Raw genomic sequence first — 21,329 nt, 5'->3', positions numbered from 1 at the left:
GCAAAAAAAGCTTGCCAGATGTTTCTTTTGTTGTCTATGGTTTTGCAAGCGTATGCACTACGAGTGCAGCAGGGAGGACAGAATGGCCGAAATTCAACTTCGCAATGTTGGAAAGCGTTGGGGATCGTTTGTCGGAGTTGACAATTTTGACCTGACAATAGCCGACAAGGAATTTCTGGTACTTCTTGGGCCGTCAGGTTGCGGAAAGACCACGACAATGCGCATGATAGCTGGTCTCGAGGACGCGTCTGAGGGCGATATCCTGATCGATGGCGCCCGAGTAAATGACATGGAGCCCAAAGACCGCGATGTTGCGATGGTGTTCCAGTCATACGCGCTCTATCCGAATATGAATGTATATGAGAACATTCGCTTCCCGCTGAAAGTTCGCGGTATTGACCCTGCTACCCATGACGAAAAAGTGCGGCGCGCTTCGGCGATGGTTGAGTTGGATGACTTCCTGCACCGCAAGCCAGCGGAATTGTCTGGCGGTCAGCGTCAGAGGGTTGCCTTGGCTCGTGCCATAGTGCGCGAGCCGAACGTGTTTCTTATGGACGAGCCACTATCCAACCTTGACGCAAAACTGCGCGTTTCCACCCGCGCACAGATCAAGAACCTCAGCCACGAATTGGCGGTCACCACGATCTATGTCACCCACGACCAGATCGAGGCTATGACACTGGCTGATCGGGTGGTGATTATGAAGCAGGGTGTCGTGCAACAGGTCGGTACTCCGGTCGATATTTACGACACCCCCGCCAACACCTTTGTCGCCAGCTTTATCGGCAACCCGGCAATGAACCTTGTCGATGGCGAGGTTCAGGGTGGCGTGTTCCGCGCCCAAAGCACAGAGGTACACGGGTTGAACGCGCCCGACGGTCCTATCACGCTGGGGTTTCGCGCCGAGGACGCCAATGTTGTAGAAAGCGGCGGCGAGATCAATGCACCGATCTATACACAAGAGCTGTTGGGCGACAGCACCATGGTTTCGGTTCGGATCGGTGGAGCGCTGGTCTCTGTCAAGGCCGACAAAACCTATCGGGCCGAAATCGACGATCAGGTCTCGATTCATATCCATACCGATCACTGCCATCTGTTTGATGCGAAAACCGGGGCTCGCCTGGAAGGCTGAGAACCGCAAACAACACCCGTTGGGACGGGGTAACTAGGGTGCAGACTTCGAAGATGCACCCATCCATCTAGGGAGGAATATTGATGTTTCTGAAGAAAATTGCATTGGCCGGCTCGGTAGCCGCCTTTGCCGCAAGCGCGGGATATGCCTGCGAAATCGGCGCACGTGTCAACATAGTCGGCAATGAATTTGCGGCCATCCAGGCCGTCGCAGCCGGAGCGAAGGAATGCACCGGGGCGTCGGTAGAATCCAACCTGACATCCGAGCACCAGACCATCAACGTGGCTGGCCTGTCGGGCAATCCGTCGGAATATACGACCGCAATCATCGCCAATAGTTCGGTTGTGGCACTGATGAACGAAGACGTTATTCGTCCGCTCAATGATCTGGTGGAAAAGTATGGCCAGGACCTGCAGCCTGGGCAGCTGATCAAGATTGGCGACAACATCATGGCTATCGCCTTTATGGCGAACGCGCAGCATCTGATGTACCGCAAGGATATCCTTGAGCAAGCCGGTGTGGAAGTCCCGACTACCTATGAGGAAATGCTCGAGGTGGCCGAGGCCATTCGTGCGCAGGGTATTATGCAAAACCCGGTTGGTGGAGCCTATGCATCGGGTTGGAACCTGGCGCAGGAATTCAACAATATGTTCCTTGGTTATGGCGGCAGCCATTTTAAACCCGGTACGGCCGAACCCAACGTGAATTCTGAGGCCGGTGTCAACGCCCTGAATATGATGAAGGCTTTGTCGGAATACATGAACCCCGACTTCCTGACTCATGACTCCAACGCCACCAATGCCGAATACCGTGCTGGCAACGTTGCAATCATGAATATGTGGGGTTCGCGCGCATCGCAGCAAACCACCACCGAAGGTGTGTTGCAGGAGGTAATCGACGGCCATGCGATTGGCGCGCCGCTGACAGTTGGTGGCGGAGATATCCCTGCAACGACCCTGTGGTGGGACGGTTGGACTGTCGGAAAGAACATCTCAGATGAAGAGGCCGAGGCCACATTCATTGCAATGAAACATGGCATCCGTCCTGACATGCTGAACGATGAAACCACGCCGTTGGCGGTCTGGCTGATTGAAGGCTACCAGCCGGGAAAAGATGCCGAGGGCGTGTTTGCTGCGGCCAAAATGGGCACACCACCCTATCCGATGCTACCCTACATGGGGCTCATGCACAGCGCACTTGGCAACGAACTTGCTGATTTCATGCAGGGCAAGGAAAGCGCGGAACAAGCGTTGGCTGATGTAGAAGCCGCCTATCGTGCCGCCGCCATCGAGCAAGGCTATCTGCAATAAGAAGCCCATTGCGCGGGTGCCTTTGATACCCACCCGCGCAATCCTACTCACGCGAGGATTGCAACATGCGCCATAAGACATTCCTTTGGTTCTTCCTGCCCACAGGACTCGCGATGCTGCTGTTCATTGCAATGCCAATTGTCTCGGTGGTGACTCAATCGATCTTCGCGCCCCACCCGGCCGTTCTGTTAGAGGTCGAAAACTGCACCCCGCTTATCGGATGCACAACTGAGACCACTGTTGATCAAGAGGCCACTGCAGCACTTCGCGCCGAGAAACCTCTGGGCCGATTTGTGGGATTGGACATTTACTTTAACCGAGGCCATCTGGCGATACAGGAAATTGGTCAAATCTGGGCCGCGAATGAAACATGGGGCGGCTTCTTCACCGAGCTTGGTAATCTACCCTTCTACCGGGCGATGGCATTCACGCTGACCTTCGTTGCTGTCGTGACACCGCTCACAATTGTATTGGGGCTGGTGATTGCGTTGGCAGTAAACTCCCTGCACAGGCAACTCAAAGGTCTGATGATCTTTTTCTCTCTTCTGCCCATGATCGTGACCCCGCTGATCGGCTCGCTCATCCTGTTTTGGATGATTGACAGTCGCGGGGTGATCGGCAACGCCCTCGTATATCTGGCTGGAGATCCGGATTTCAGCCTGAAAGCATCAACAGGGCTGATGTGGGTAGCTCTGATGGTCTATGGTGTTTGGCACGCTGCGCCTTTTGCCTTTGTCGTGTTCTATGCTGGACTGCAAACCTTGCCCCAAGACCAGATTGAGGCCTCTCAGATAGACGGGGCGACGCGCTGGCAACAGGTCAAATTTGTGGTTGTTCCTCACCTCATGCCTCTGGTCACATTTGTTGCGCTGATCCAGTTGATGGACAACTTCAAGGTGTTTGAACCGATCATCGGCTTCAGCGCACAAGCGCATGCGCAATCACTCAGCACCTTCATCTTTTACGATCTCGGTGGCGAGACTCGGCAACTGTCTTCCGCTGCCGCTACCTCTGTGATGACGATAATTGGGGTCGCCATTCTTCTGTCGCCCGTGCTTGTCCGCACCTGGCGCGATTTCAAAGGAGCAAGATAATATGGCCAGCCGCGCGCAAAGAATGCCTACAAGCCTTCGGATCGCCTCATCCCTGTTTGTGCTCCTATGGTTTATCCTGGCCGCCTTTCCGTTCCTCTGGACGGTTTGGGGGTCGTTCAAGGTCGAGCTGGATTTCTTCTCGATCGCTGACTGGACCAACGCCCTGACCGGTGCCCGAACCGAAGCGGTTTATGGCTCGCCGTTCACCACCACCGGATATGAGGGCGCATGGATTCAGGAAGAGTTCTGGCGCAATGTTCTGAACACCGGGATCGTCTGTTTCTTTGTTGTTACCATCTCACTGACTATCGGGACTTTAGGGGGCTATGCCCTTTCGCGGTCTACTTACAACTACACATTCTGGCTTTTGATCACAGCGTTGATTTTCCGTGCAATGCCGCCAATCACTCTGGTCTCAGGTTATCTGTTACCCTTCTTTGAATGGAATGTTTGGGGAATTCTTCCAACCACCATTATCGTGCTTGTGGCGATCAACCAGCCGTTCACTCTTTGGATGTTGCATTCCTTCTTCAAGAACATCCCGAGCGAGTTGGATGAAAGTGCCAAGGTCGACGGATGCAACCAGTTTCAGGCTTTCCGACGTGTGATCATTCCGGTGATGTGGCCAGGCGTCATCACGACCGGGCTGTTCTCGTTCCTTCTGGCCTATAACGACTTTGCCGTGGGGGCGATGCTGCTGTCTGAAAGCAACCGTACTATGGTGCCTGCCATTGCCGCATTCCTCGGTACAACGCAAACCGAGGGCAACGTGATGTTCGCTGTTGCAGCCGTGGTTTCAGCCACTGTTCCACTGTTCATACTGGTGATGTTCTTCCAGCGCCAGATCGTCGGCGGCCTGACCGCCGGGGCTGTGAAAGGCTGACATAAATGGGGCGCACTCATCCTCAGTCCGTATCTGCCCATGCGCACGCAGCCAGCCTGAACTTGGCTGCGCGCCGGGCCCGACGGCCGGGACGAATTCCATTTGCCATGATGCGCGCGGGTCCTCGTGCCTGCACACCGCCACAGCGAATAGGAAAACGTCCTAAAAAGGAAAGCGCCATGAACAAGCGCGCAAATCGCCCAGCGATGGGTATTGCTACCGGAACCACGTTTGAAAACAAACAGCTTTATCGTCAGTTTCTCGAAAGCTTTGATAAGGGCCTCGGCGAGACCATGGAGACGGCCGCCAGCGAGATTTTCGCCGCAACGGCCACTACCGAAGCGAGCCATCCGATCAATGCAGCCCCCGATGGCAACGGCTACATCAGCTCTGTCATCTTTCCGATATCAGAAGCGTTCGAGGGGCTCACCCGTCAGAACTATGTGGTCACGGGTGGCGAATACCTGGGAAGCGAGTGGGTCACCTCGACCGGGTATTTCCACGGTCATTTCAAGCGACCGCTTTGTGGTATTCCACCCAGCGGCAAACTGGCATTTCTGCGCTTTGGTGAATTCCACCGAATGGAAGATGGCAAGATCGTCGAATCCTATGTCTTTCTCGGCTTTGCCGAGTTGATCATCGCGCTTGGCCTCTGGCCGCTGGAACTGCAGGGCTATGAAGGTGTCGTGCCGGGTCCGGCAACGCATGACGGCATCGTCATTGGGCCTTCAGACTCAGCGCAGTCACGCGCCACAGCAGATCTGGTCGAGGACATGTTAAAACAGCTAACGACCGAGGACCAAAGCTGGCGGCCTTATTGGGATGACCGAATGGTGTGGTACGGTCCCGGCGGGCTGGGATCCTATGCCACGGTCGATGCCTTCGCCGATTTCCAATCCCCCTTCGAGGACACGTTCGAAGGCTGGGGTGACGGCAGGGACGCAGGCGTCACCGGGGTCGGCTCGAATTGCAAGGCCGGGGATGGCGACTATGCATTCCTGTGCGGCTGGCCGCAGATCACCGGCGTCCACGTCAAATCCTTCCTGGGCCTGGAGCCAACGGGAAAGCGCGTTTTTATGCGTGACTGCGACTGGTGGCGCTGCGCAGACGGCAAGATCATCGAGAACTGGTGCATGCTCGATATTCCACATCTGCTGTTGCAACTGGGTTACGACCTTTTTGCCCAAATTTCTGAACAGACCCGATGAGCTGTTCCGCCAGACATAACGCCATTGCGCGCCACCCGGCGCTCAACCGGATGCCAAGGGATTTTCTGACGGCCGACCAACCCTCCCCGTCCAGACAGAAAGCCCCTTGGTAACCATAAAAGGAAAAGACACATGAAGGGCTCCCGCCCCGAACAGGCCGTGCTGACACGTAACACGGACATGAGAAAAACCGACGAGACCCGCGCCGTGATCGAGGGGATGGTCGATGGTTTGAACGATCACCGCATCGACGATATCGGCGAATTCTTCGCAGAAGGGTTCCGCTGGATCGGCAACCGGGGCTGCGGCACCAAAACTGGGCTCAAGGAGTTTCAGAACAACTGGCAACGCCCGTTCCAGGCAGCGTTTTCTGATAAGATTTGCATCGATGAGGCCCGGCTTTACATGGGCGAATGGGCTGCGGCCTTTGGCCGACAGGAGGCAACTCATTCGGGCGAGTTCCTGGGCATCGCTCCGACGGGAAAGCGGGTCGAGATCCGGTACATGGATTTCTGGAAAGTCGTCGATGGCAAGATCGTTGACAACTGGGTGAACGTCGATTTCGCCCATGTCGCCGCGCAGCTTGGCGTTGATCTGTTCAACGGCGAAGGCTGGGAAGCATTTGACCGGGGAGAAAAAACTCCACCCCGGCCCGAAAACTGAGGATAGAGACAATGGCTATTGATTACCTGAAACGCGGCAAACCTGAAGCTGACCGGGCGGAAGACGATGCCAAAACCCGAGCTGTTGTCGAAGAAACGCTGGCGGATATCGAAACCCGCGGCGATACCGCAGTGCGCGAGCTGTCTGAGAAGTTCGACAATTACTCGCCGGAAAGCTTCCGCCTGAGCCAGGATCAGATCGACGAGTTGATAAACTCGCTGACTGAACGCGAACTGGCCGATATCAAATTCGCGCAGAAGCAAGTGACGAACTTTGCGCAGGCACAACGCGACTCGATGCTGGATATCGAGGTTGAAACTCTGCCAGGAGTGATCCTTGGTCACAAGAACATCCCTGTTCAGTCAGTGGGATGCTATGTCCCCGGTGGCAAATTCCCGATGGTGGCTTCGGCGCATATGTCAGTGGCAACTGCCAAGGTCGCCGGTGTTCCGCGCATCATAGCTTGTACCCCACCCTTCCAAGGCAAACCCAATGCGGCCGTGATCGCAGCGATGCATCTAGGAGGCGCGCATGAGATCTATGTTATGGGCGGTATCCAGGCCATCGGCGCCATGGCGATAGGGACTGAGACCATTGATCCGGTTCACATGCTGGTTGGCCCCGGCAACGCCTTTGTGGCCGAAGCCAAGCGCCAGCTGTTTGGCCGGGTGGGCATCGACCTGTTCGCGGGTCCGACCGAGACGATGGTCATCGCCGATGAAACTGCTGCAGATGCCGAGCTTTGTGCGACCGATTTGCTGGGACAGGCCGAGCATGGCTATAACAGCCCCTGCGTTCTGGTCACCAACTCGCGCAAACTGGCCGAAGAGACACTGAGCGAGATCGACCGTATCCTCGAGATCCTACCCACCGCCGGCACTGCCAAGGTCAGTTGGGAGGAATACGGCGAGGTCATCGTCTGCGACACCTATGACGAGATGCTTCAAGTGGCCGATGACATCGCGTCCGAGCACGTTCAAGTCATGACAGATCGCGACGATTGGTTCCTGGAAAACATGACCTGCTATGGCGCGCTGTTCCTTGGTCCGCGCACCAACGTGGCCAACGGCGACAAGGTGATCGGTACCAACCATACACTGCCGACCAAAAAGGCCGGGCGCTATACCGGCGGGCTCTGGGTCGGCAAATTCATGAAAACCCACAGCTATCAGAAGGTCGTCACTGATGAGGCCGCAGCGATGATCGGCGAATACGGCTCACGTCTGTGTATGCTGGAAGGCTTTGTCGGCCATGCCGAACAATGCAACATCCGTGTCCGGCGTTATGGGGGCATCAACGTGCCCTATGGTGAAGGCGCACCATACCGCGAGACGGCCGATGCGACTTCGTAAGCGTGACGAATCTTGCGCAGGGATTCGACCGGGGCCCTACAGAATTTTTTGGATAAGAAGTTAAAATAATGCGAGATTTCGCAATGGATACTCACTCTACCCACAAGGTCCTGATCGCGCCCCTGCGCGAGGCAATGTATAAATTCGACGAAGCCGGAGTACGAGCGGCGCTGGAGGCGGTGATCGCGCCCGATGCTGCCATCCACATGTTGTATCCATTCGGAGATCTGACCGGCCCGCAGGAACTCTATGACACCTGTTACGCGCCACTTCTGAAATCCATGCCCGATCTTGAGCGTCGCGATTGGATCGTCATGGGTGGTCGGACAGAACAGGGCAACGACTGGGTTGGCTGCGGCGGCCACTACTTCGGCACCTTCGTCGCCCCCTGGCTGGACATCCCGCCGACCGGGCATCTGACCCACATGCGGTTCCACGAATTCTACCGCTTTGAAAATGGCAAGGTTGTCGAGATTCAGGCACTCTGGGACGTTCCCGAAGTCATGATGCAGGCGAATGCCTGGCCAATGGCCCCGTCTCTGGGGCTGGAGTTCTGCATTCCCGGCCCGGCGACGCTGGATGGCGTTGTGTCCGGGCCGTGGGATGAGGTGAAATCTCTGGCCTCGTGCAATCATATCGTCGACATGCTGAAACATCTTGAGAAACACCCCAGCCAGGGTGGGCCCGAAGTGATGGAGATGGAGCGGTTCTGGCATCCGCGCATGAACTGGTACGGTCCCGCGGGGATCGGGACAGCGCGCGGTATCGCGGGATTCCGCAGCTGGCACCAGACTCCCTTCCTCAACGGAATGCCCGATCGTGGTCAGTATGCCGACGAGATCACCTTTCACTTTTTTGGTGATGGCGACTACGCCGCTGTGACCGGCTGGCCGAACATGATCCAGACCGTCACCCTTGACGGCTGGATGGGGATTGCGCCTTCGGGCAAACGGATCACTTTGAAGTCACTTGATTTCTGGCGTCTGGAAGGTGGGCTGATCCGCGAGAATTGGGTGTTGGTCGATTTGCTGGATGTGTATCGGCAATTGGGCGTAGATGTTTTTGCCCGACTGCGTGAGTTCAATAAGGCACGTGTACCGGGCACCATCCCATTCCCGGTCGGCGAGGTCTGATATGCCGCATTTTCCCAGCACCCCCAGTTTCGACCTGAGCGGCAAGCGAGCTTTGGTCGCCGGAGCCTCGTCGGGCATAGGCATGGCCTGCGCTGTGGCGCTGGCGGAACATGGTGCTGAGGTCACTTTGGCGGCGCGCCGTGCTGGTGCGCTTCAGGATATTGCAAAAGATATGTCGGCGCAGGGTTGGTCTGCCACGGTTTTGGAACTGGATGTTTCGGACGTGGCGGCAACCGCTGAAGCCGTGGCGCAAAATGGGCCGTTCGATATTCTGCTGAACTCAGCTGGGCTTGCCCGACACAGCAAGGCCGTGGAAACACAGCCGAAAGATTTCGATGCGGTGATAGGCGTCAATGTCAAAGGTGCTTATTTCCTGACCCAGGCTGTTGCCAAAGGCCTTCTCGACGCTGGCCGCCCCGGTTCGCTGATCAATATCTCTAGCCAGATGGGCCATGTTGGTGGTCGCGAACGCGCGGTTTATTGTGCGTCGAAATTCGCGGTCGAAGGCTTCACCAAGGCGATGGCGCTTGAGTTTGGACCGGCAAAGATCCGGGTTAACACGATTTGTCCCACCTTCATTCTGACGGATCTGACAAAGTCGACTTTTGACGATCCGGACAAGCGGGCCTGGATTCTGGACAAGATTAAACTGGGTCGCCCCGGAGAGGTTGAAGACATCATGGGGGCGGTGGTTTATCTGGCCTCGGATGCATCGTCGCTGGTGACGGGCACGGCATTGATGGTTGACGGAGGTTGGACGGCAGACTGATGGCGACACAAAAAGTTACCTCACTGGAAGTTGCCCGTCTCGCCGGGGTCAGCCAATCTGCGGTCAGCCGTGTGTTCACCCCCGGCGCGTCTGCGTCGAAAAAAACCGTTGAAAAGGTGCGCAAGGCGGCCAAGGAACTGGGCTATCGCCCGAACGTTCTGGCCCGCGCTGTAGTGTCCGGGAAAAGCCGGATCATCGGGCTTGTCGTGGCCTATCTGAACAACCAGTTCTATCCCGAGGCGCTGGAGAAGCTGACAAACACGTTACAGGAACGTGGATACCACGTGCTGATATTCATGGCCTCGCATGAATCTGGAAACATCGACAATGTGGTCGAGGAAATACTCGACTTTCAGGTCGAAGGGATTATCGCCGCTTCGGTGGCTTTGTCCTCGGATTTGTCAGACCGCTGCCGAACGGCCGGTATACCGATGGTGTTGTTCAATCGGGCACAAGACGACACGGCGATGTCGTCAGTTACATCTGACAACGTTGCCGGTGGTCGAAAGGCTGCCGAGTTCTTGTTGGCAGCTGGGCACCAAAAGATCGGATATATCGCCGGGTGGGAAGGAGCTTCGACCCAGCGTGACCGCGAAACAGGGTTTGTTGCGACCTTGCAGAAAGCCGGGGTTACGCTGCACGCCCGCGAAGTAGGAAACTTTTCGACGGAAGAAGCCCGGCAAGCCACGCTGCGGATGTTCGAAGCCGATCCGCCTGATGCGGTGTTTGTCGCCAACGATCACATGGCCGTTTCCGTGATGGACACGCTGCGGTTCGAATTGGGGCTGAATGTTCCAGGCGACGTTTCGGTCATCGGGTATGACGATGTCACTGTCGCCTCATGGCCAGCATACAACCTGACCACCATTCGACAGCCCGCCAATCGCATGGTCACCGAAACTGTCGATATTCTGCTCGGCAAGATCGAGGACCCCGATGCCGGTCCTCGTCGGGTCGAGATTGACGGACCGCTAATTGTGCGCGGCTCCGCCCGCATACCTGAAGGATGGAAGACATGAAGGGATTTGATCCCAAGTTCAAAGATTTCCCCGACTACATAATCGGGATTACCAAGGAAATCTGGGAAGATCGTGGCATTGCCACACTGCACGACTATTACGCCCTGGACATCGTCGTGCGGTCACCTGGGTCGGTGGTTGTCGGAAACCAGAATGTCATTGCTGCCACTATGGCAACTCTGGCGGAGTTTCCTGATCGAACGCTGTTGGGTGAGGATGTGATCTGGTCGGGAACGCCGGAAGAGGGCATGCTGTCGTCGCATCGCCTTTTGTCCACAGCGACCCATCTGGGTGACGGTGTGTATGGCAAGGCGACCGGCAAGAAACTGGTCTACCGCATTTTAGCCGACTGCCACGCCATCAACAACCAGATCAACGATGAGTGGCTCATCCGCGACCAGAGCGCGATCGTGCAGCAGATGGGTTGGGACCCCAAGGAATATGCCCGCGATCTGATCGCGCGCGAAGGTGGGGCTGACGCCTGCGTGCAACCTTTCACACCGGCGAACGATAAGCCCGGCCCCTATAAAGGCCGTGGCAATGACAATGAATGGGGCCAGAAATACGCGGATATCCTGACCCGGATCATGAATGCCGATATGAGGGTGATCGAGGCTGAATACGACCGCGCTGTTCTGTCAGAATATCCCGGGGGCAAGACCGGCCACAGTTGGGGGCCGGTTGATCGGTTCTGGATGGGCCTGCGCGCGGCGTTCCCACGTGCCGAATTCAAGATCCACCACCAGATCGGCCGTGACGACCCGATGATGCCGCCGCGCGCCGCGATCCGCTGGTCTTTGCATGGCACACATGACGGCTGGGGCGTGTTCGGCGTGCCCACAGGGGCCGAGGTCTTTGTGCTGGGCATCAGCCAGGCCGAGTTCGGTCCATGGGGTCTGCGCAAGGAATACACCTTGTTTGACGAAACCTCGATCTGGAAACAGATTCTTCTGAAAACCGGCGATCTCTAGAATGTCGCACCGTATCTCAAATCTGGATGCCGGGCAGGCGTTGCGGCGGTACCACGCCCATCGCGCCAGCCTGCGCGCCCGGCGACTGAACAATCGTCCGCCGGGTGGTTTGGTTTGATCCGATCAAACCCAAATCAAAAGGAGAAAAGATATGAGTACCATCGAAAGCCGCATCGTCCGTTATGGCGAACTGAAGCCATGTAAAACCGCGTTCATCGACGCGCACACTCCGGGCTCGAACCAGAAAGAAAATTTTACCATCATTGGCGGTGGGGTCAGCGAAAGCCCGGATCAGCACGTCCACATCACCGACAAGATCGGGTTCAACATCGGTGCAGCGGGTCAACCGCCGAAATGCCGCAACTCGCTGCACAGCCACACCACCGCCGAGGTGTTCTTTGTTGCTAAAGGTCGATGGCGGTTCTTCTGGGGTCGTTATGGCACGGCTGGCGAGTTCATCGCCGAAGAAGGCGACATCTTCAACATCCCGACCGGGATCTTCCGCGGCTTCGAGAATGTCGGCCAGGACTATGGGATGATCATGTCGATGCTTGGTGGCGACGATGCCGGTGGCGGCGTGACCTGGGCTCCGCAAGTCATTCAGGATGCGCAGGCCCATGGCCTGATGTTGGGCAATAACGGCGTCCTTTACGATAGCAAAAAGGGTGAGGAACTGCCACACTATGTGCAGCCGATGCCGCTACTGACCGAGGAAGAGCTGAAAGCCTACCCTGAGGTTCCCGTTGATGCGGTGATCGGCAAATACGTCGCTCGCTACTGGGACCTGATGGCGCTGGCGGCGGACAAACCTGCGGTTGTGATCGGTGAAAATGGCCTGATCAAAGACAAGCCCGGTTTCGAGGTTGATTTTTTGACGCGCGGTTCGGCTGTGGCTGAACTGGTCAAGGCGGACAAACCCGTGGTTCTGATGCCGGCGAGTGGCCATTGGCGCATCAAGATCAATGAGGTCGAGGTTACCCTGTCCAACGGTGATACCGCTCTGGTTCTGCCCGGTGAAAGCTACAGCGCTGAACCGTCTATGACCGGGCAAGCGGGTCTGTACCGGATCACCGCAACCGACGACCCTGCTGGGGCGACTTGGACAGGAGAATAACGCCGAAATTACACGTCCCGGTTTCAATCGGGGCGCGCGCAGCACATCCATCGCCGGCTTTCCGGCCCGGCGATGGACCTAGATTTGAATGGAGATCCTAACATGACCCGCGTTTCAACCACCCATGTGGGAAGTCTGCCACGAAATCAGGAGGTCGTTGACTTCATCTTTGCTCGCGAGCGAGAGGAACCGTTCGATCAGGCTGCATTTGACGCCTGCATGACCGCGGCCGTGTCCGAAACCGTGCGGAAACAAGTCAAGGCTGGGGTAGATATCGCCTCGGACGGTGAGACCTCAAAGATCTCTTACGCCACTTACGTCAAGGACCGCTATACCGGCTTTGCAGGTGACAGCGCGCGCAATGCGCCAGCTGACCTCAAGATGTTTCCGGGCTTTCTGCAACGATTGGCCGATGACGGTGGAACGCCCCAGTATGCTCGACCCATGTGTGTGGGCGAGGTGCGCTCAAAAGGGCAAGGTGAGCTGCAGAAGGACATCGACAATCTCAAAGCCGCGATGGCCGAGCACGGGGTCGAGCGCGGTTTTATGAACGCCGCCAGCCCCGGAGTTATTTCCCTGTTTCTGCAAAATGATTTCTATCCGACGCGCGAGGCCTATCTGGCCGCGCTGGCCGATGCGATGAAGGAAGAATATGAGACCATCGTTGGTGCGGGTCTGGATCTGCAATTGGACTGCCCCGATCTGGCCCTGTCGCGCCATATGCTGTTCACCGATCTGTCCGACGACGAGTTCGTGAAAATCGCCAACATGCATGTTGAGGCATTGAACCACGCATTGCAGAATGTCCCATCTGACAAAGTGCGTGTCCATATCTGCTGGGGCAACTACGAGGGGCCGCATTGCTGCGACATCGGCATGGACAAGGTGTTTTCGACGCTGATGTCGACCAAATCGCGCTATGTGCTGTTCGAAACCTCTAACCCGCGACACGCGCATGAATGGACGGTGTTCCGTGACCGCAAGGGTGAAATTCCGGGTGACAAGGTTCTTGTGCCCGGTGTGGTGGACACCACGACGAATTTTGTCGAACACCCGGAACTGATTGCTCAGCGTACCGAGCGGTTTACGAACATAGTTGGAAATGAGCGTGTAATCGCCGGATCAGATTGCGGCTTTGGCACCTTTGCGGGCTTTGGTGCGGTAGATCCGGATATCGCCTACGCCAAGCTGGGCGCGCTTGCCGAAGGGGCTGCCCTGGTCAAATGACGCCGCTTATCCTCCTGCCCGGAATGATGTGCGATGCGCGGTTGTTCGCACCGCAGATTGACGCTTTGTCAGGCAAATACCCGATCCTGTGCGCACCAATCGGAGGACAGGACACAATGCAGGCGCTGGCCGCCGATGTGTTAGCCTATGCGCCCGAACGCTTTGCTCTGGCGGGACTCTCGATGGGTGGCATTGTGGGGATGGAAATCCTGCGTCAGGCACCGGACCGTGTGGCTGGTTTGGCGTTGATGGACACGAACCCGCTTGCTGATTTGGACGAGGTCAAAGCCAGGCGCGGCCCTCAGATCGATGCGGTCGGACGTGGCAACCTACGCAAGGTCATGGCCGAAGAGATGAAACCGAACTACCTGACTGAAGGTCCGCGCCGCGCCGCCATTCTGGACCTGTGCATGGATATGGCCATGGATCTTGGCCCGGACGTTTTTGTCAATCAATCTAAAGCTCTGCGTGATCGCCCTGACCAGAGCAACACTCTGCGCAACTTCACCGACGCAGCACTCATTCTCTGCGGGCGCGACGATGCCCTGTGCCCTGTTTCAAGGCATGAATTGATGCACGATCTGATGCCACAGAGCCGGTTGGAAATCATAGAAAACGCCGGCCACCTGCCGACACTGGAACAACCGCGACAAACAACGGCGGCTTTGATCCGCTGGCTGGAGTTGATATGAACCAATCCTTGCTGGACCTGCTGAAAAAGATCGACACGCCGACTGTTTGTAACGCAATCGAAGTGGCGCAGGGCAAGCGCGGATTCAATGAATTCACCCGGGGCACGATGTTATGTTCTGATCCCGATGCGGGCGCGATGGTTGGATATGCCCGTACCGCGAAGATTGCCGCCGTGAACCCGCCGTCAGAACCGCCTGAGGAGATCCGCCAACGTCGGATGGATTATTACAGGCATATGGCAACTGGGAGCGGCCCGGCTGTCACCGTGGTTGAGGATTTGGATTATCCAGATTGCATCGGCGCCTTTTGGGGTGAGATCAATACGACGATCCACAAGGGCTTCGGCATCAGTGGTGCGCTGACCAACGGGGTAATGCGCGACCTGGGCGATCTACCCGGTAACTTCCCGGTTGTTGCCGGGTCAATCGGGCCCAGTCACGGGTTCGTACATGTGCGCAAAATCGGCACCTCGGTTTCTATCTTTGGTCTGAAGATCCAGAACGGCGATCTTGTGCACGCGGACCGTCATGGTGCGCTGGTTATCCCGCCCGAAGTCGTGGGCAAGCTTGAACGGGCGATCATCAAATTGCTTGAAACCGAAAAACTGATTCTGGATCCCGCCCGCGCAACCGGGTTCGATTTCGATGCCTTCGAAAAAGCATGGGCGGCGTTTGAAGCCTCTCGGACTTAAACTTGCGATCTGTATTCCCCGGTTCTGAAGGTGTAGACCCCGCTGGGATCTGTTGCAAATTTTCGACTTCAATATTCCGATATCCATTCACTCGAAGCACTTATGAGCGTCAACAGTCAAAGGTTTGCAACAGATCCCCGCCCCTGCGCATGGGACGCACTGCTAGCTTCTGTTCCTAAATCGTACCAACGCCGCGAATTGCAGCTTTGGCAACCTGTTCAAACATCGATCGATCGTTTGACGCTGATGCGACGATCATGCCCCCTTCAAGGGCGGCGACGATGAGGTTTGCCTTGTCAGCGGCATCCTTGACCCCATGCTTGACGAGCAGATTTTGGAGCCATGCCTTGTTCATCTCGAAGAAGGCTTTTGTGCGTTGGTTGATGTTTTCCGGCAGTCCAATGGCCTCGGCGCCCATGACGGCGCAAAGGCATATCGATTCGTTCAGCACAAGCGCTTTGGAGTAGAGCGAAACGAAGCAGTCCAGAGCGGTTTGCAGATCGTTCAGGTCAATCTTGTCCAGTTCTGCCTTGAATTGCTCGGCGTAGCGGGTGACGAGAGCCTCCCCGAGATCCGGTTTGGTGGGGAAATGGTAGTGTACGCTGGCACTTTTGATTCCCACATCGTTCGCCAGGTCACGGAAACTCATCTCCGAAAAGCCCGCGCTGCGCACGCGTTTCTCGGCGGCGATGAGAATTTTTTCTTTCATTGTCAGTGGCATGACTACCTCCAATCTACCGATTGATAGATAAACGTTGACAGCCCAGGAATCAACTTCTAACTGTTATCTACCTAGTGATAGATAGATATTGATGAAAGGATCACGCTGATGGCTACTGGAAACAAACAAAAACGCGTCTTGCTGGTCATGTCGTCCGTTGACGAAATGGGCATCTCGGGCAAGCAAACCGGCACCTGGTTCGAAGAGGTCGCAACCCCGTATTACGTCCTGACGGAAGCGGGCTATGAGGTTGTCTTTGCCTCGCCCAAAGGCGGCAACGCGCCGATTGACCTGCTGTCGATGAAGGCTCCGTTCACTACCGAAAACACTGACCGCTTCTTCAACGATCCGGTGGCCATGTTCGCGGTACAGAATACCCGCAAACTGCGCGAGATCGACTATTCGACCTTCGATGCGCTTTTCGTACCCGGCGGTTATGGATTGATCTGGGATCTGGCGTCGGACAGCCATGCTATCAAGATGATCCGGGAGTTCTACGAATCCGAACGGCCTGTCGCGATGGTCTGCCACGCGCCGGCCATACTGCGGGATATCAAGAAGTCAGACGGCAGCTACCTGGTTGAGGGCCTCAGCCTGACCGGTTTCAAGAACGACGAAGACAGTGAGATCGAGCTTCTGCATCACCTTCTGTTCTCTCTCGAAGATGAACTGAAACGCCGTGGCGCCACCTACGTCAGCAAAGCCAACTGGGAGGCCAACGTGGTCGAAGATGGCGCCCTGATGACCGGCCAAAGCCCGGCGTCGGCACCACCACTCGCGGAAGCGCTCAAGCAGCGCCTGGCTGCCTGACGCCTTACGTCGGGGCGGGCACCTGTCCGCCCCGGCAATTCGAAATGGAGAAGTCCCATGTCCGCCGATCTGCAACCCATCGACAGTGTCGAGATTCTCGTTCTCATCGACAACCGGACGGACAGCCTGTCCAGCGTGCCCGAGGGGTTCACCCATGAGTGGATCAACCTCCACAACGTCGGGATGAAGCAAATCTCGGGCGCCGGTCAGTGTTGTGCCAATCACGGCTTGGCGTTGATCATCACAGCCCGGCGCGGTGTGACGGAACATACATTGCTCTTTGACGCCGGGCCGGTGGATTTTGCCGTCGAGTTCAACGCATCACGCCTTGGCAAATCCTTTGCAGCCATCGAGGCGATCGCCCTGTCGCATGGGCATTGGGACCATGCAGGCGGCATTCCAGCGGCAATCGACCTGATCCGCAAGGATGGCCAGACCGGCGAGTTACCGGTTTATCTGCATCCCGGGATGTTCCGCAAACGCGCCTTTCCGCTTTCATCGGGGGAACTGATCGAAATTCGCGAAATCGCCACGCCCGAAGCCCTGGCTGCGCAGGGGGCTACACCCGTTGTTACGGATCAACCGGTCAGCGTGCTGGACGATATGTTCTATATTTCGGGCGAAATTCCCCGTGTCACGGATTACGAGGTCGGATTTCCGGGTCATGTCCGCCGCACCGAAGACGGCGCGGGTTGGGAAGACGACCCGTTGCTCATGGACGAACGCTATGTGGCGGTGAACATCGCGGGCAAAGGGCTGGTGGTGTTTTCGGCCTGTAGCCATGCGGGTATCGTCAATGTCCTTCATGCCGCTCAAAGGGATATCCCCGGAGTGCCGATCCATGGCCTAACCGGCGGCTTTCACCTTGCCGGTGGCAACGAAAAGATCATCGACCGGACCGTCGCCGACTTTGCGCAGTTCGACATCGACCTGATCATGCCCGGCCACTGCACAGGTTGGCGTGCGACAAACGCGCTGGAACGCCAATACGGCGAACGGGTTGTGCCGATTGCCGTCGGCATGAAGATCAACCTTTGAGAAAGGGAATGAGCCATGGGAATCAATGCAAACTTTGATGAACGCGCTGTCGTCCACTCGGAGAACGAGCCCTGGGTCCCCTCGCCAATGAAGGGTGTCGACCGTCGCATGCTCGACCGGATCGGCGACGAGGTTGCACGGGCAACAACGATTGTCCGCTATGCACCAGGCAGCGCCTTTTCGGCCCATACCCATACCGGTGGCGAAGAGTTTCTGGTGCTTGACGGCGTCTTTCAGGACGAGCACGGGGATTTTCCCGTCGGCACCTATGTGCGCAACCCGCCGACCACGTCGCATACGCCAAGCGCGGCGGACGGGGCAACGATCCTGGTCAAGCTTTGGCAGTTCGACCCGGAGGACCGCACACAGCTGACAATCGACACAAACGCGCAGGACCCGCGCCCGGTTGCAGATGGCATATCCGAAATCCCGCTCTTTGAGGATTCCCGTGAACGGGTCCGAATCGAGATCTGGGACGCATCGGCACATGTGAACGTGACCGGTCACAAGGGGTTCGAGGCACTGGTGATCGACGGCAGCTTTACCGAAGGCGGAGATGTCTTCGGGAAAAACTCGTGGCTGCGTCTGCCGCCGGGTATGGAGCTCGATGCCACGGCCGGGCCGGAAGGTGCCCGTCTATGGGTCAAATCCGACCACCTGGCAGAACCGCCGGTCATCCCTGGAAAAGGATAGGACCATGGGCAAACCACTTGCAATCGTCGCCGGTGCGGGTCCCGGACTTGGGCAGACGCTGGTTTCGGAATTTAACCAGAAAGGCTACACGGCTTTCGGCCTGAACCAGACGATCCCGTCGGGTGCCGACCAAATTCTGCAAGTCGACCTGGCGGATCCGAAACACACAAAGGCCAAGCTGCGCAACATCATCTGCACCCATGGCGCGCCGAAACTTGTTGTTCAGAACACCGCGAAACTCGTGATCGCGCCGTTCGAGGAAACAAGCATCGAGGATTTCGAAGCGACCTGGCGGGCCATGGTCCTGTCAACGGTCAACCTGGCACACCGGGTTCTGCCCGCAATGGTTGATACCGGGGGCGGCACTTTCATCGTCTCCGGTGCCACGGCCAGCCTGCGCGGCGGCAAGAATTTCGCCACCTTCGCTTCGGCCAAGGCAGGTTTGCGGGCATTGACCCAATCCCTGGCTCGCGAATACGGGCCGCAAGGCGTGCATGTGGTGCATGTGATCCTGGACGGGATCGTCGACACCAGGGCCAGTCGGGATCTGCACAAGATGGATCCGGCGCGGATGATGAAACCCGCCGATATCGCAAAGGTTTATCTTGATCTGGCCAGCCAGCCGCAATCCACCTGGACCCACGAGCTGGATCTCAGACCCATGGGGGAGGCATTCTGATGCAAACCGACACTCTTATTGTTGGTGGCGGCCTGTCCGGCCTCGCCCTTGCTGATCACCTGACACGCCAGGGCACAGATTTCCTACTGATCGAGGCGCAGGATCGCCTTGGCGGGCGCATCCTGACCAAAGAGCTCTCGGGCGGAAAGTTCGACTTTGGGCCGGCCTGGTTCTGGCCTGGCCAGCCGCGCATGGCTGCGCTCGCGCGGCGTTTCCGAATCCCGGTGTTCGAACAGTCTTCAACCGGCGATCAGATGTATCAGGACCAATCCGGGGCGGTTCACCGCGCCCGCGGCTATGCGTCGATGCAGGGGTCCTACCGACTTGCCGGGGGCATGGGCGCCATGATCAAGGCGCTTGCCGGATCTCTGGATGCCGGTCACATCCTGACGCAAACCAGCCTCAGATCGGTCCGGCATTCTCCCGGTAAGATCACCGCACTTCTCGATCATGACGGCACGGCCTATACCGTTGAAGCCCGGCAGATCATGCTGGCCATCCCGCCGCGGGTGATTGCGGATACCGTCACATTCGAGCCGGCGCTAGATGCGGCTCAGCTTCAGGCCCTGAAGAACATCCCGACCTGGATGGCCGGGGAGGCCAAGATCCTCGCGGTTTACGATGAGCCCCATTGGCGCAACGCCGGGCTATCAGGTGACGCCATGAGCCATCGCGGCCCCATGGTCGAAATCCACGACGCGTCTCCCATGGAGGGCGGCCCCTACGCTCTGTTCGGTTTCGTCGGCAATCCCGCCGACACGCGCGAGGCACACAAGGACACCATGATGGATCAGGCCCTGGCGCAACTCACGGCCATGTTTGGCCCCAAAATGGCGCAGCCCCTTGATCTGGAACTGCAGGATTGGGCCACAATCGCGGAAATCTCCCGCGCGCAGGATCACGTCCCGGTTCGCTTTCACCCAAGCTACGGTTTGCCTTCTGTCCTTGGCAGCCTTGCGGAAAGAGGTGTCCATTTCTGCTCAACCGAAACCGCACGCGGGTACGGCGGATTTCTCGAAGGTGCCCTGGAAGCTGCTGAGAGAGTTGCAGCATTCGCAGATGAAACCATCATAGCTGAGGCCTGACCGAGCTTTCACTGTCGCCCTTTGTCTTGAATGATCGCTCACGTATGGAAGATGGTTCGATGGCGGGATATCACGGCGCTGCTACAAAGACCGCTCACAACCGCAGTTGGAGGTGGTTAAACATCAGATCGAATGCCTACTATATTTCGGCCCTCGTGGACGGCCCTTAGCCACAGTTCATCCACCCGCGGTTGCGCCGCGGTGCGGCCCGCCATTCCTGCCATTCGCTGCAACCGCAAAATCAAGAACGCAAGAAACTGAAAGTGTGCGGGACAAAACGGTCAGTCTGGTTGAAGGTAAGTGGATATTCTCAGAACTTTGCCCTTGGCTGGACGTAACGAACGAAGAGGCTGTTGCCCTGTCTCTTCGTTTCGAAGCCTTTGATCGCAGCTACGAGATCGCTCAGTTTTCCCTTTCCGTAGGTCCGAGCATCAAAATCTGGATGTGCAGCGACTACTGACTGGCCAAGTTGCCCAAGGTGAAACCACTCGTCATCTTGTTGGATACGTGCCATGGCATCCAAGAGTAACTTTGCCGCTTTTTGGGGCTGCTCCTTTGCAGAAGCTAGTTTCTTGGCTTCGCCTTCGTCTGCTACAAGGTTTTCAATAAAAATGAACCGGTTGCACACGTTCCGAAGTGGCTCCGGAGTTTTTTTCTCTCCGATGCCAATCACCATTAAGCCATCCTCTCTGAGACGATTGGCTAAACTGGTGAAATCACTGTCGGAAGAAACCAAGACAAACCCGTCGAACCGACCTCCATGTAGGATGTCCATCGCATCTATCACAAGACCAATATCGGATGCGTTCTTACCCGACGTATTGGCGGTCTGCTGGTGTGCAACAAGACCCAGCGATAAGATTACCTCGGACCAACCTTTCAACCGACTACTGGTCCAATCGCCATAAACTCGTCTAAGCGCGGGTTCGCCTATTGAAGCGACCTCCTTGAGAATTGCTTCCGCAAATTTGGCTGGTACGTTGTCGGCATCAATCAGCGTCGCCAATAACGGTTGAGCACGTTCGGTCATCTGGTTGGCACCAT

General features: G+C 57.0%; 22 protein-coding genes. 20 read left to right on the top strand and 2 right to left on the bottom strand.

Annotation, left to right across the window (positions count from 1 at the left end; translation table 11 throughout):
- The first annotated feature begins 82 nt into the window (after positions 1-82).
- From ACR0M3_RS16065 to ACR0M3_RS15995, 15 genes are all read left to right on the top strand, one after another.
- Positions 83-1,132 carry an ABC transporter ATP-binding protein gene (locus ACR0M3_RS16065; RefSeq protein ID WP_480911671.1) on the top strand — a complete coding sequence of 350 codons (1,050 nt, stop codon included), beginning with the start codon at positions 83-85 and terminating at the stop codon, positions 1,130-1,132.
- 83 nt (positions 1,133-1,215) lie between these two features.
- Positions 1,216-2,442 (top strand): ABC transporter substrate-binding protein, encoded by a 1,227-nt coding sequence (locus tag ACR0M3_RS16060; RefSeq protein WP_209507352.1) that lies wholly within the window; start codon positions 1,216-1,218, stop codon positions 2,440-2,442.
- Positions 2,443-2,507: 65 nt separating this feature from the next.
- Positions 2,508-3,536: a carbohydrate ABC transporter permease gene (locus ACR0M3_RS16055; RefSeq protein WP_480833447.1), complete on the top strand. Its 1,029-nt coding sequence runs from the start codon at positions 2,508-2,510 to the stop codon at positions 3,534-3,536.
- A 1-nt stretch (position 3,537) separates the two neighbouring features.
- Positions 3,538-4,419 (top strand): carbohydrate ABC transporter permease, encoded by an 882-nt coding sequence (locus ACR0M3_RS16050; RefSeq protein WP_209507350.1) that lies wholly within the window; start codon positions 3,538-3,540, stop codon positions 4,417-4,419.
- 179 nt (positions 4,420-4,598) lie between these two features.
- Positions 4,599-5,627 carry an ester cyclase gene (locus ACR0M3_RS16045; RefSeq protein WP_480911669.1) on the top strand — a complete coding sequence of 343 codons (1,029 nt, stop codon included), beginning with the start codon at positions 4,599-4,601 and terminating at the stop codon, positions 5,625-5,627.
- Positions 5,628-5,759: 132 nt separating this feature from the next.
- A complete protein-coding gene (locus ACR0M3_RS16040) occupies positions 5,760-6,290 on the top strand; it encodes an ester cyclase (protein WP_480773471.1) in 531 nt (176 codons plus the stop codon).
- A gap of 11 nt (positions 6,291-6,301) precedes the next feature.
- Positions 6,302-7,642, top strand: coding sequence for a histidinol dehydrogenase (gene hisD / locus ACR0M3_RS16035; RefSeq protein WP_480911668.1), 1,341 nt, complete (start codon positions 6,302-6,304; stop codon positions 7,640-7,642).
- Between the two features lie 83 nt (positions 7,643-7,725).
- Positions 7,726-8,775, top strand: coding sequence for an ester cyclase (locus tag ACR0M3_RS16030; RefSeq protein WP_480911666.1), 1,050 nt, complete (start codon positions 7,726-7,728; stop codon positions 8,773-8,775).
- Between the two features lies 1 nt (position 8,776).
- A complete protein-coding gene (locus ACR0M3_RS16025) occupies positions 8,777-9,544 on the top strand; it encodes an SDR family NAD(P)-dependent oxidoreductase (RefSeq protein WP_480911664.1) in 768 nt (255 codons plus the stop codon).
- Positions 9,544-10,563: a LacI family DNA-binding transcriptional regulator gene (locus ACR0M3_RS16020; protein WP_209599322.1), complete on the top strand. Its 1,020-nt coding sequence runs from the start codon at positions 9,544-9,546 to the stop codon at positions 10,561-10,563. Before ACR0M3_RS16025 ends, ACR0M3_RS16020 begins: the two co-directional genes overlap by 1 nt.
- Positions 10,560-11,534, top strand: a complete 975-nt coding sequence (locus ACR0M3_RS16015; protein ID WP_480911663.1) for a nuclear transport factor 2 family protein — start codon at positions 10,560-10,562, stop codon at positions 11,532-11,534. The genes ACR0M3_RS16020 and ACR0M3_RS16015 overlap by 4 nt, the downstream gene beginning before the upstream one ends.
- Before the next feature lie 151 nt (positions 11,535-11,685).
- Positions 11,686-12,648 carry a cupin domain-containing protein gene (locus ACR0M3_RS16010; RefSeq protein WP_480539873.1) on the top strand — a complete coding sequence of 321 codons (963 nt, stop codon included), beginning with the start codon at positions 11,686-11,688 and terminating at the stop codon, positions 12,646-12,648.
- A 102-nt stretch (positions 12,649-12,750) separates the two neighbouring features.
- On the top strand, positions 12,751-13,875 hold the full coding sequence (locus ACR0M3_RS16005) for a cobalamin-independent methionine synthase II family protein (RefSeq protein WP_480773468.1): 1,125 nt from the start codon (positions 12,751-12,753) through the stop codon (positions 13,873-13,875).
- On the top strand, positions 13,872-14,567 hold the full coding sequence (locus ACR0M3_RS16000; protein ID WP_480773467.1) for an alpha/beta fold hydrolase: 696 nt from the start codon (positions 13,872-13,874) through the stop codon (positions 14,565-14,567). Before ACR0M3_RS16005 ends, ACR0M3_RS16000 begins: the two co-directional genes overlap by 4 nt.
- Positions 14,564-15,259, top strand: coding sequence for an RraA family protein (locus tag ACR0M3_RS15995; protein WP_480900629.1), 696 nt, complete (start codon positions 14,564-14,566; stop codon positions 15,257-15,259). Before ACR0M3_RS16000 ends, ACR0M3_RS15995 begins: the two co-directional genes overlap by 4 nt.
- A gap of 175 nt (positions 15,260-15,434) precedes the next feature.
- Here ACR0M3_RS15995 and ACR0M3_RS15990 read toward each other — a convergent pair whose 3' ends face one another.
- A complete protein-coding gene (locus tag ACR0M3_RS15990; protein WP_480484710.1) occupies positions 15,435-15,980 on the bottom strand; it encodes a TetR/AcrR family transcriptional regulator in 546 nt (181 codons plus the stop codon).
- Positions 15,981-16,088: 108 nt separating this feature from the next.
- Here ACR0M3_RS15990 and ACR0M3_RS15985 point away from each other — a divergent pair, with 108 nt between their 5' ends.
- The 5 genes from ACR0M3_RS15985 to ACR0M3_RS15965 are packed head-to-tail and all read left to right on the top strand — an operon-like array spanning position 16,089 to position 20,285.
- Positions 16,089-16,790: a type 1 glutamine amidotransferase domain-containing protein gene (locus tag ACR0M3_RS15985; RefSeq protein WP_480474287.1), complete on the top strand. Its 702-nt coding sequence runs from the start codon at positions 16,089-16,091 to the stop codon at positions 16,788-16,790.
- Positions 16,791-16,847: 57 nt separating this feature from the next.
- On the top strand, positions 16,848-17,828 hold the full coding sequence (locus tag ACR0M3_RS15980) for an MBL fold metallo-hydrolase (protein ID WP_480474286.1): 981 nt from the start codon (positions 16,848-16,850) through the stop codon (positions 17,826-17,828).
- A gap of 15 nt (positions 17,829-17,843) precedes the next feature.
- Complete coding sequence (locus ACR0M3_RS15975) at positions 17,844-18,521, top strand: cupin domain-containing protein (protein ID WP_480911661.1); 678 nt, start codon at positions 17,844-17,846, stop codon at positions 18,519-18,521.
- A gap of 4 nt (positions 18,522-18,525) precedes the next feature.
- Complete coding sequence (locus ACR0M3_RS15970) at positions 18,526-19,200, top strand: SDR family NAD(P)-dependent oxidoreductase (protein WP_480911659.1); 675 nt, start codon at positions 18,526-18,528, stop codon at positions 19,198-19,200.
- A complete protein-coding gene (locus ACR0M3_RS15965; RefSeq protein WP_480911657.1) occupies positions 19,200-20,285 on the top strand; it encodes a flavin monoamine oxidase family protein in 1,086 nt (361 codons plus the stop codon). The genes ACR0M3_RS15970 and ACR0M3_RS15965 overlap by 1 nt, the downstream gene beginning before the upstream one ends.
- Before the next feature lie 310 nt (positions 20,286-20,595).
- Here ACR0M3_RS15965 and ACR0M3_RS15960 read toward each other — a convergent pair whose 3' ends face one another.
- Positions 20,596-21,315 (bottom strand): NYN domain-containing protein, encoded by a 720-nt coding sequence (locus ACR0M3_RS15960; RefSeq protein ID WP_480911656.1) that lies wholly within the window; start codon positions 21,313-21,315, stop codon positions 20,596-20,598.
- Positions 21,316-21,329 lie beyond the last annotated feature (14 nt).

This window comes from Ruegeria sp. O5 (assembly GCF_056535105.1).
Note: the sequence above shows the minus strand (reverse complement) of the source record. Positions and strands in the feature narration are given on the sequence as shown.

What these genes read in the sequence shown, in the direction of transcription:
- ACR0M3_RS16065 (WP_480911671.1), top strand. Translation starts at nt 83, where the DNA reads ATGGCCGAAATTCAACTTCGCAATGTTGGAAAGCGTTGGGGATCGTTT.
- ACR0M3_RS16060 (WP_209507352.1), top strand. Translation starts at nt 1,216, where the DNA reads ATGTTTCTGAAGAAAATTGCATTGGCCGGCTCGGTAGCCGCCTTTGCC.
- ACR0M3_RS16055 (WP_480833447.1), top strand. Translation starts at nt 2,508, where the DNA reads ATGCGCCATAAGACATTCCTTTGGTTCTTCCTGCCCACAGGACTCGCG.
- ACR0M3_RS16050 (WP_209507350.1), top strand. Translation starts at nt 3,538, where the DNA reads ATGGCCAGCCGCGCGCAAAGAATGCCTACAAGCCTTCGGATCGCCTCA.
- ACR0M3_RS16045 (WP_480911669.1), top strand. Translation starts at nt 4,599, where the DNA reads ATGAACAAGCGCGCAAATCGCCCAGCGATGGGTATTGCTACCGGAACC.
- ACR0M3_RS16040 (WP_480773471.1), top strand. Translation starts at nt 5,760, where the DNA reads ATGAAGGGCTCCCGCCCCGAACAGGCCGTGCTGACACGTAACACGGAC.
- hisD (WP_480911668.1), top strand. Translation starts at nt 6,302, where the DNA reads ATGGCTATTGATTACCTGAAACGCGGCAAACCTGAAGCTGACCGGGCG.
- ACR0M3_RS16030 (WP_480911666.1), top strand. Translation starts at nt 7,726, where the DNA reads ATGGATACTCACTCTACCCACAAGGTCCTGATCGCGCCCCTGCGCGAG.
- ACR0M3_RS16025 (WP_480911664.1), top strand. Translation starts at nt 8,777, where the DNA reads ATGCCGCATTTTCCCAGCACCCCCAGTTTCGACCTGAGCGGCAAGCGA.
- ACR0M3_RS16020 (WP_209599322.1), top strand. Translation starts at nt 9,544, where the DNA reads ATGGCGACACAAAAAGTTACCTCACTGGAAGTTGCCCGTCTCGCCGGG.
- ACR0M3_RS16015 (WP_480911663.1), top strand. Translation starts at nt 10,560, where the DNA reads ATGAAGGGATTTGATCCCAAGTTCAAAGATTTCCCCGACTACATAATC.
- ACR0M3_RS16010 (WP_480539873.1), top strand. Translation starts at nt 11,686, where the DNA reads ATGAGTACCATCGAAAGCCGCATCGTCCGTTATGGCGAACTGAAGCCA.
- ACR0M3_RS16005 (WP_480773468.1), top strand. Translation starts at nt 12,751, where the DNA reads ATGACCCGCGTTTCAACCACCCATGTGGGAAGTCTGCCACGAAATCAG.
- ACR0M3_RS16000 (WP_480773467.1), top strand. Translation starts at nt 13,872, where the DNA reads ATGACGCCGCTTATCCTCCTGCCCGGAATGATGTGCGATGCGCGGTTG.
- ACR0M3_RS15995 (WP_480900629.1), top strand. Translation starts at nt 14,564, where the DNA reads ATGAACCAATCCTTGCTGGACCTGCTGAAAAAGATCGACACGCCGACT.
- ACR0M3_RS15990 (WP_480484710.1), bottom strand. Translation starts at nt 15,980, where the DNA reads ATGCCACTGACAATGAAAGAAAAAATTCTCATCGCCGCCGAGAAACGC.
- ACR0M3_RS15985 (WP_480474287.1), top strand. Translation starts at nt 16,089, where the DNA reads ATGGCTACTGGAAACAAACAAAAACGCGTCTTGCTGGTCATGTCGTCC.
- ACR0M3_RS15980 (WP_480474286.1), top strand. Translation starts at nt 16,848, where the DNA reads ATGTCCGCCGATCTGCAACCCATCGACAGTGTCGAGATTCTCGTTCTC.
- ACR0M3_RS15975 (WP_480911661.1), top strand. Translation starts at nt 17,844, where the DNA reads ATGGGAATCAATGCAAACTTTGATGAACGCGCTGTCGTCCACTCGGAG.
- ACR0M3_RS15970 (WP_480911659.1), top strand. Translation starts at nt 18,526, where the DNA reads ATGGGCAAACCACTTGCAATCGTCGCCGGTGCGGGTCCCGGACTTGGG.
- ACR0M3_RS15965 (WP_480911657.1), top strand. Translation starts at nt 19,200, where the DNA reads ATGCAAACCGACACTCTTATTGTTGGTGGCGGCCTGTCCGGCCTCGCC.
- ACR0M3_RS15960 (WP_480911656.1), bottom strand. Translation starts at nt 21,315, where the DNA reads ATGACCGAACGTGCTCAACCGTTATTGGCGACGCTGATTGATGCCGAC.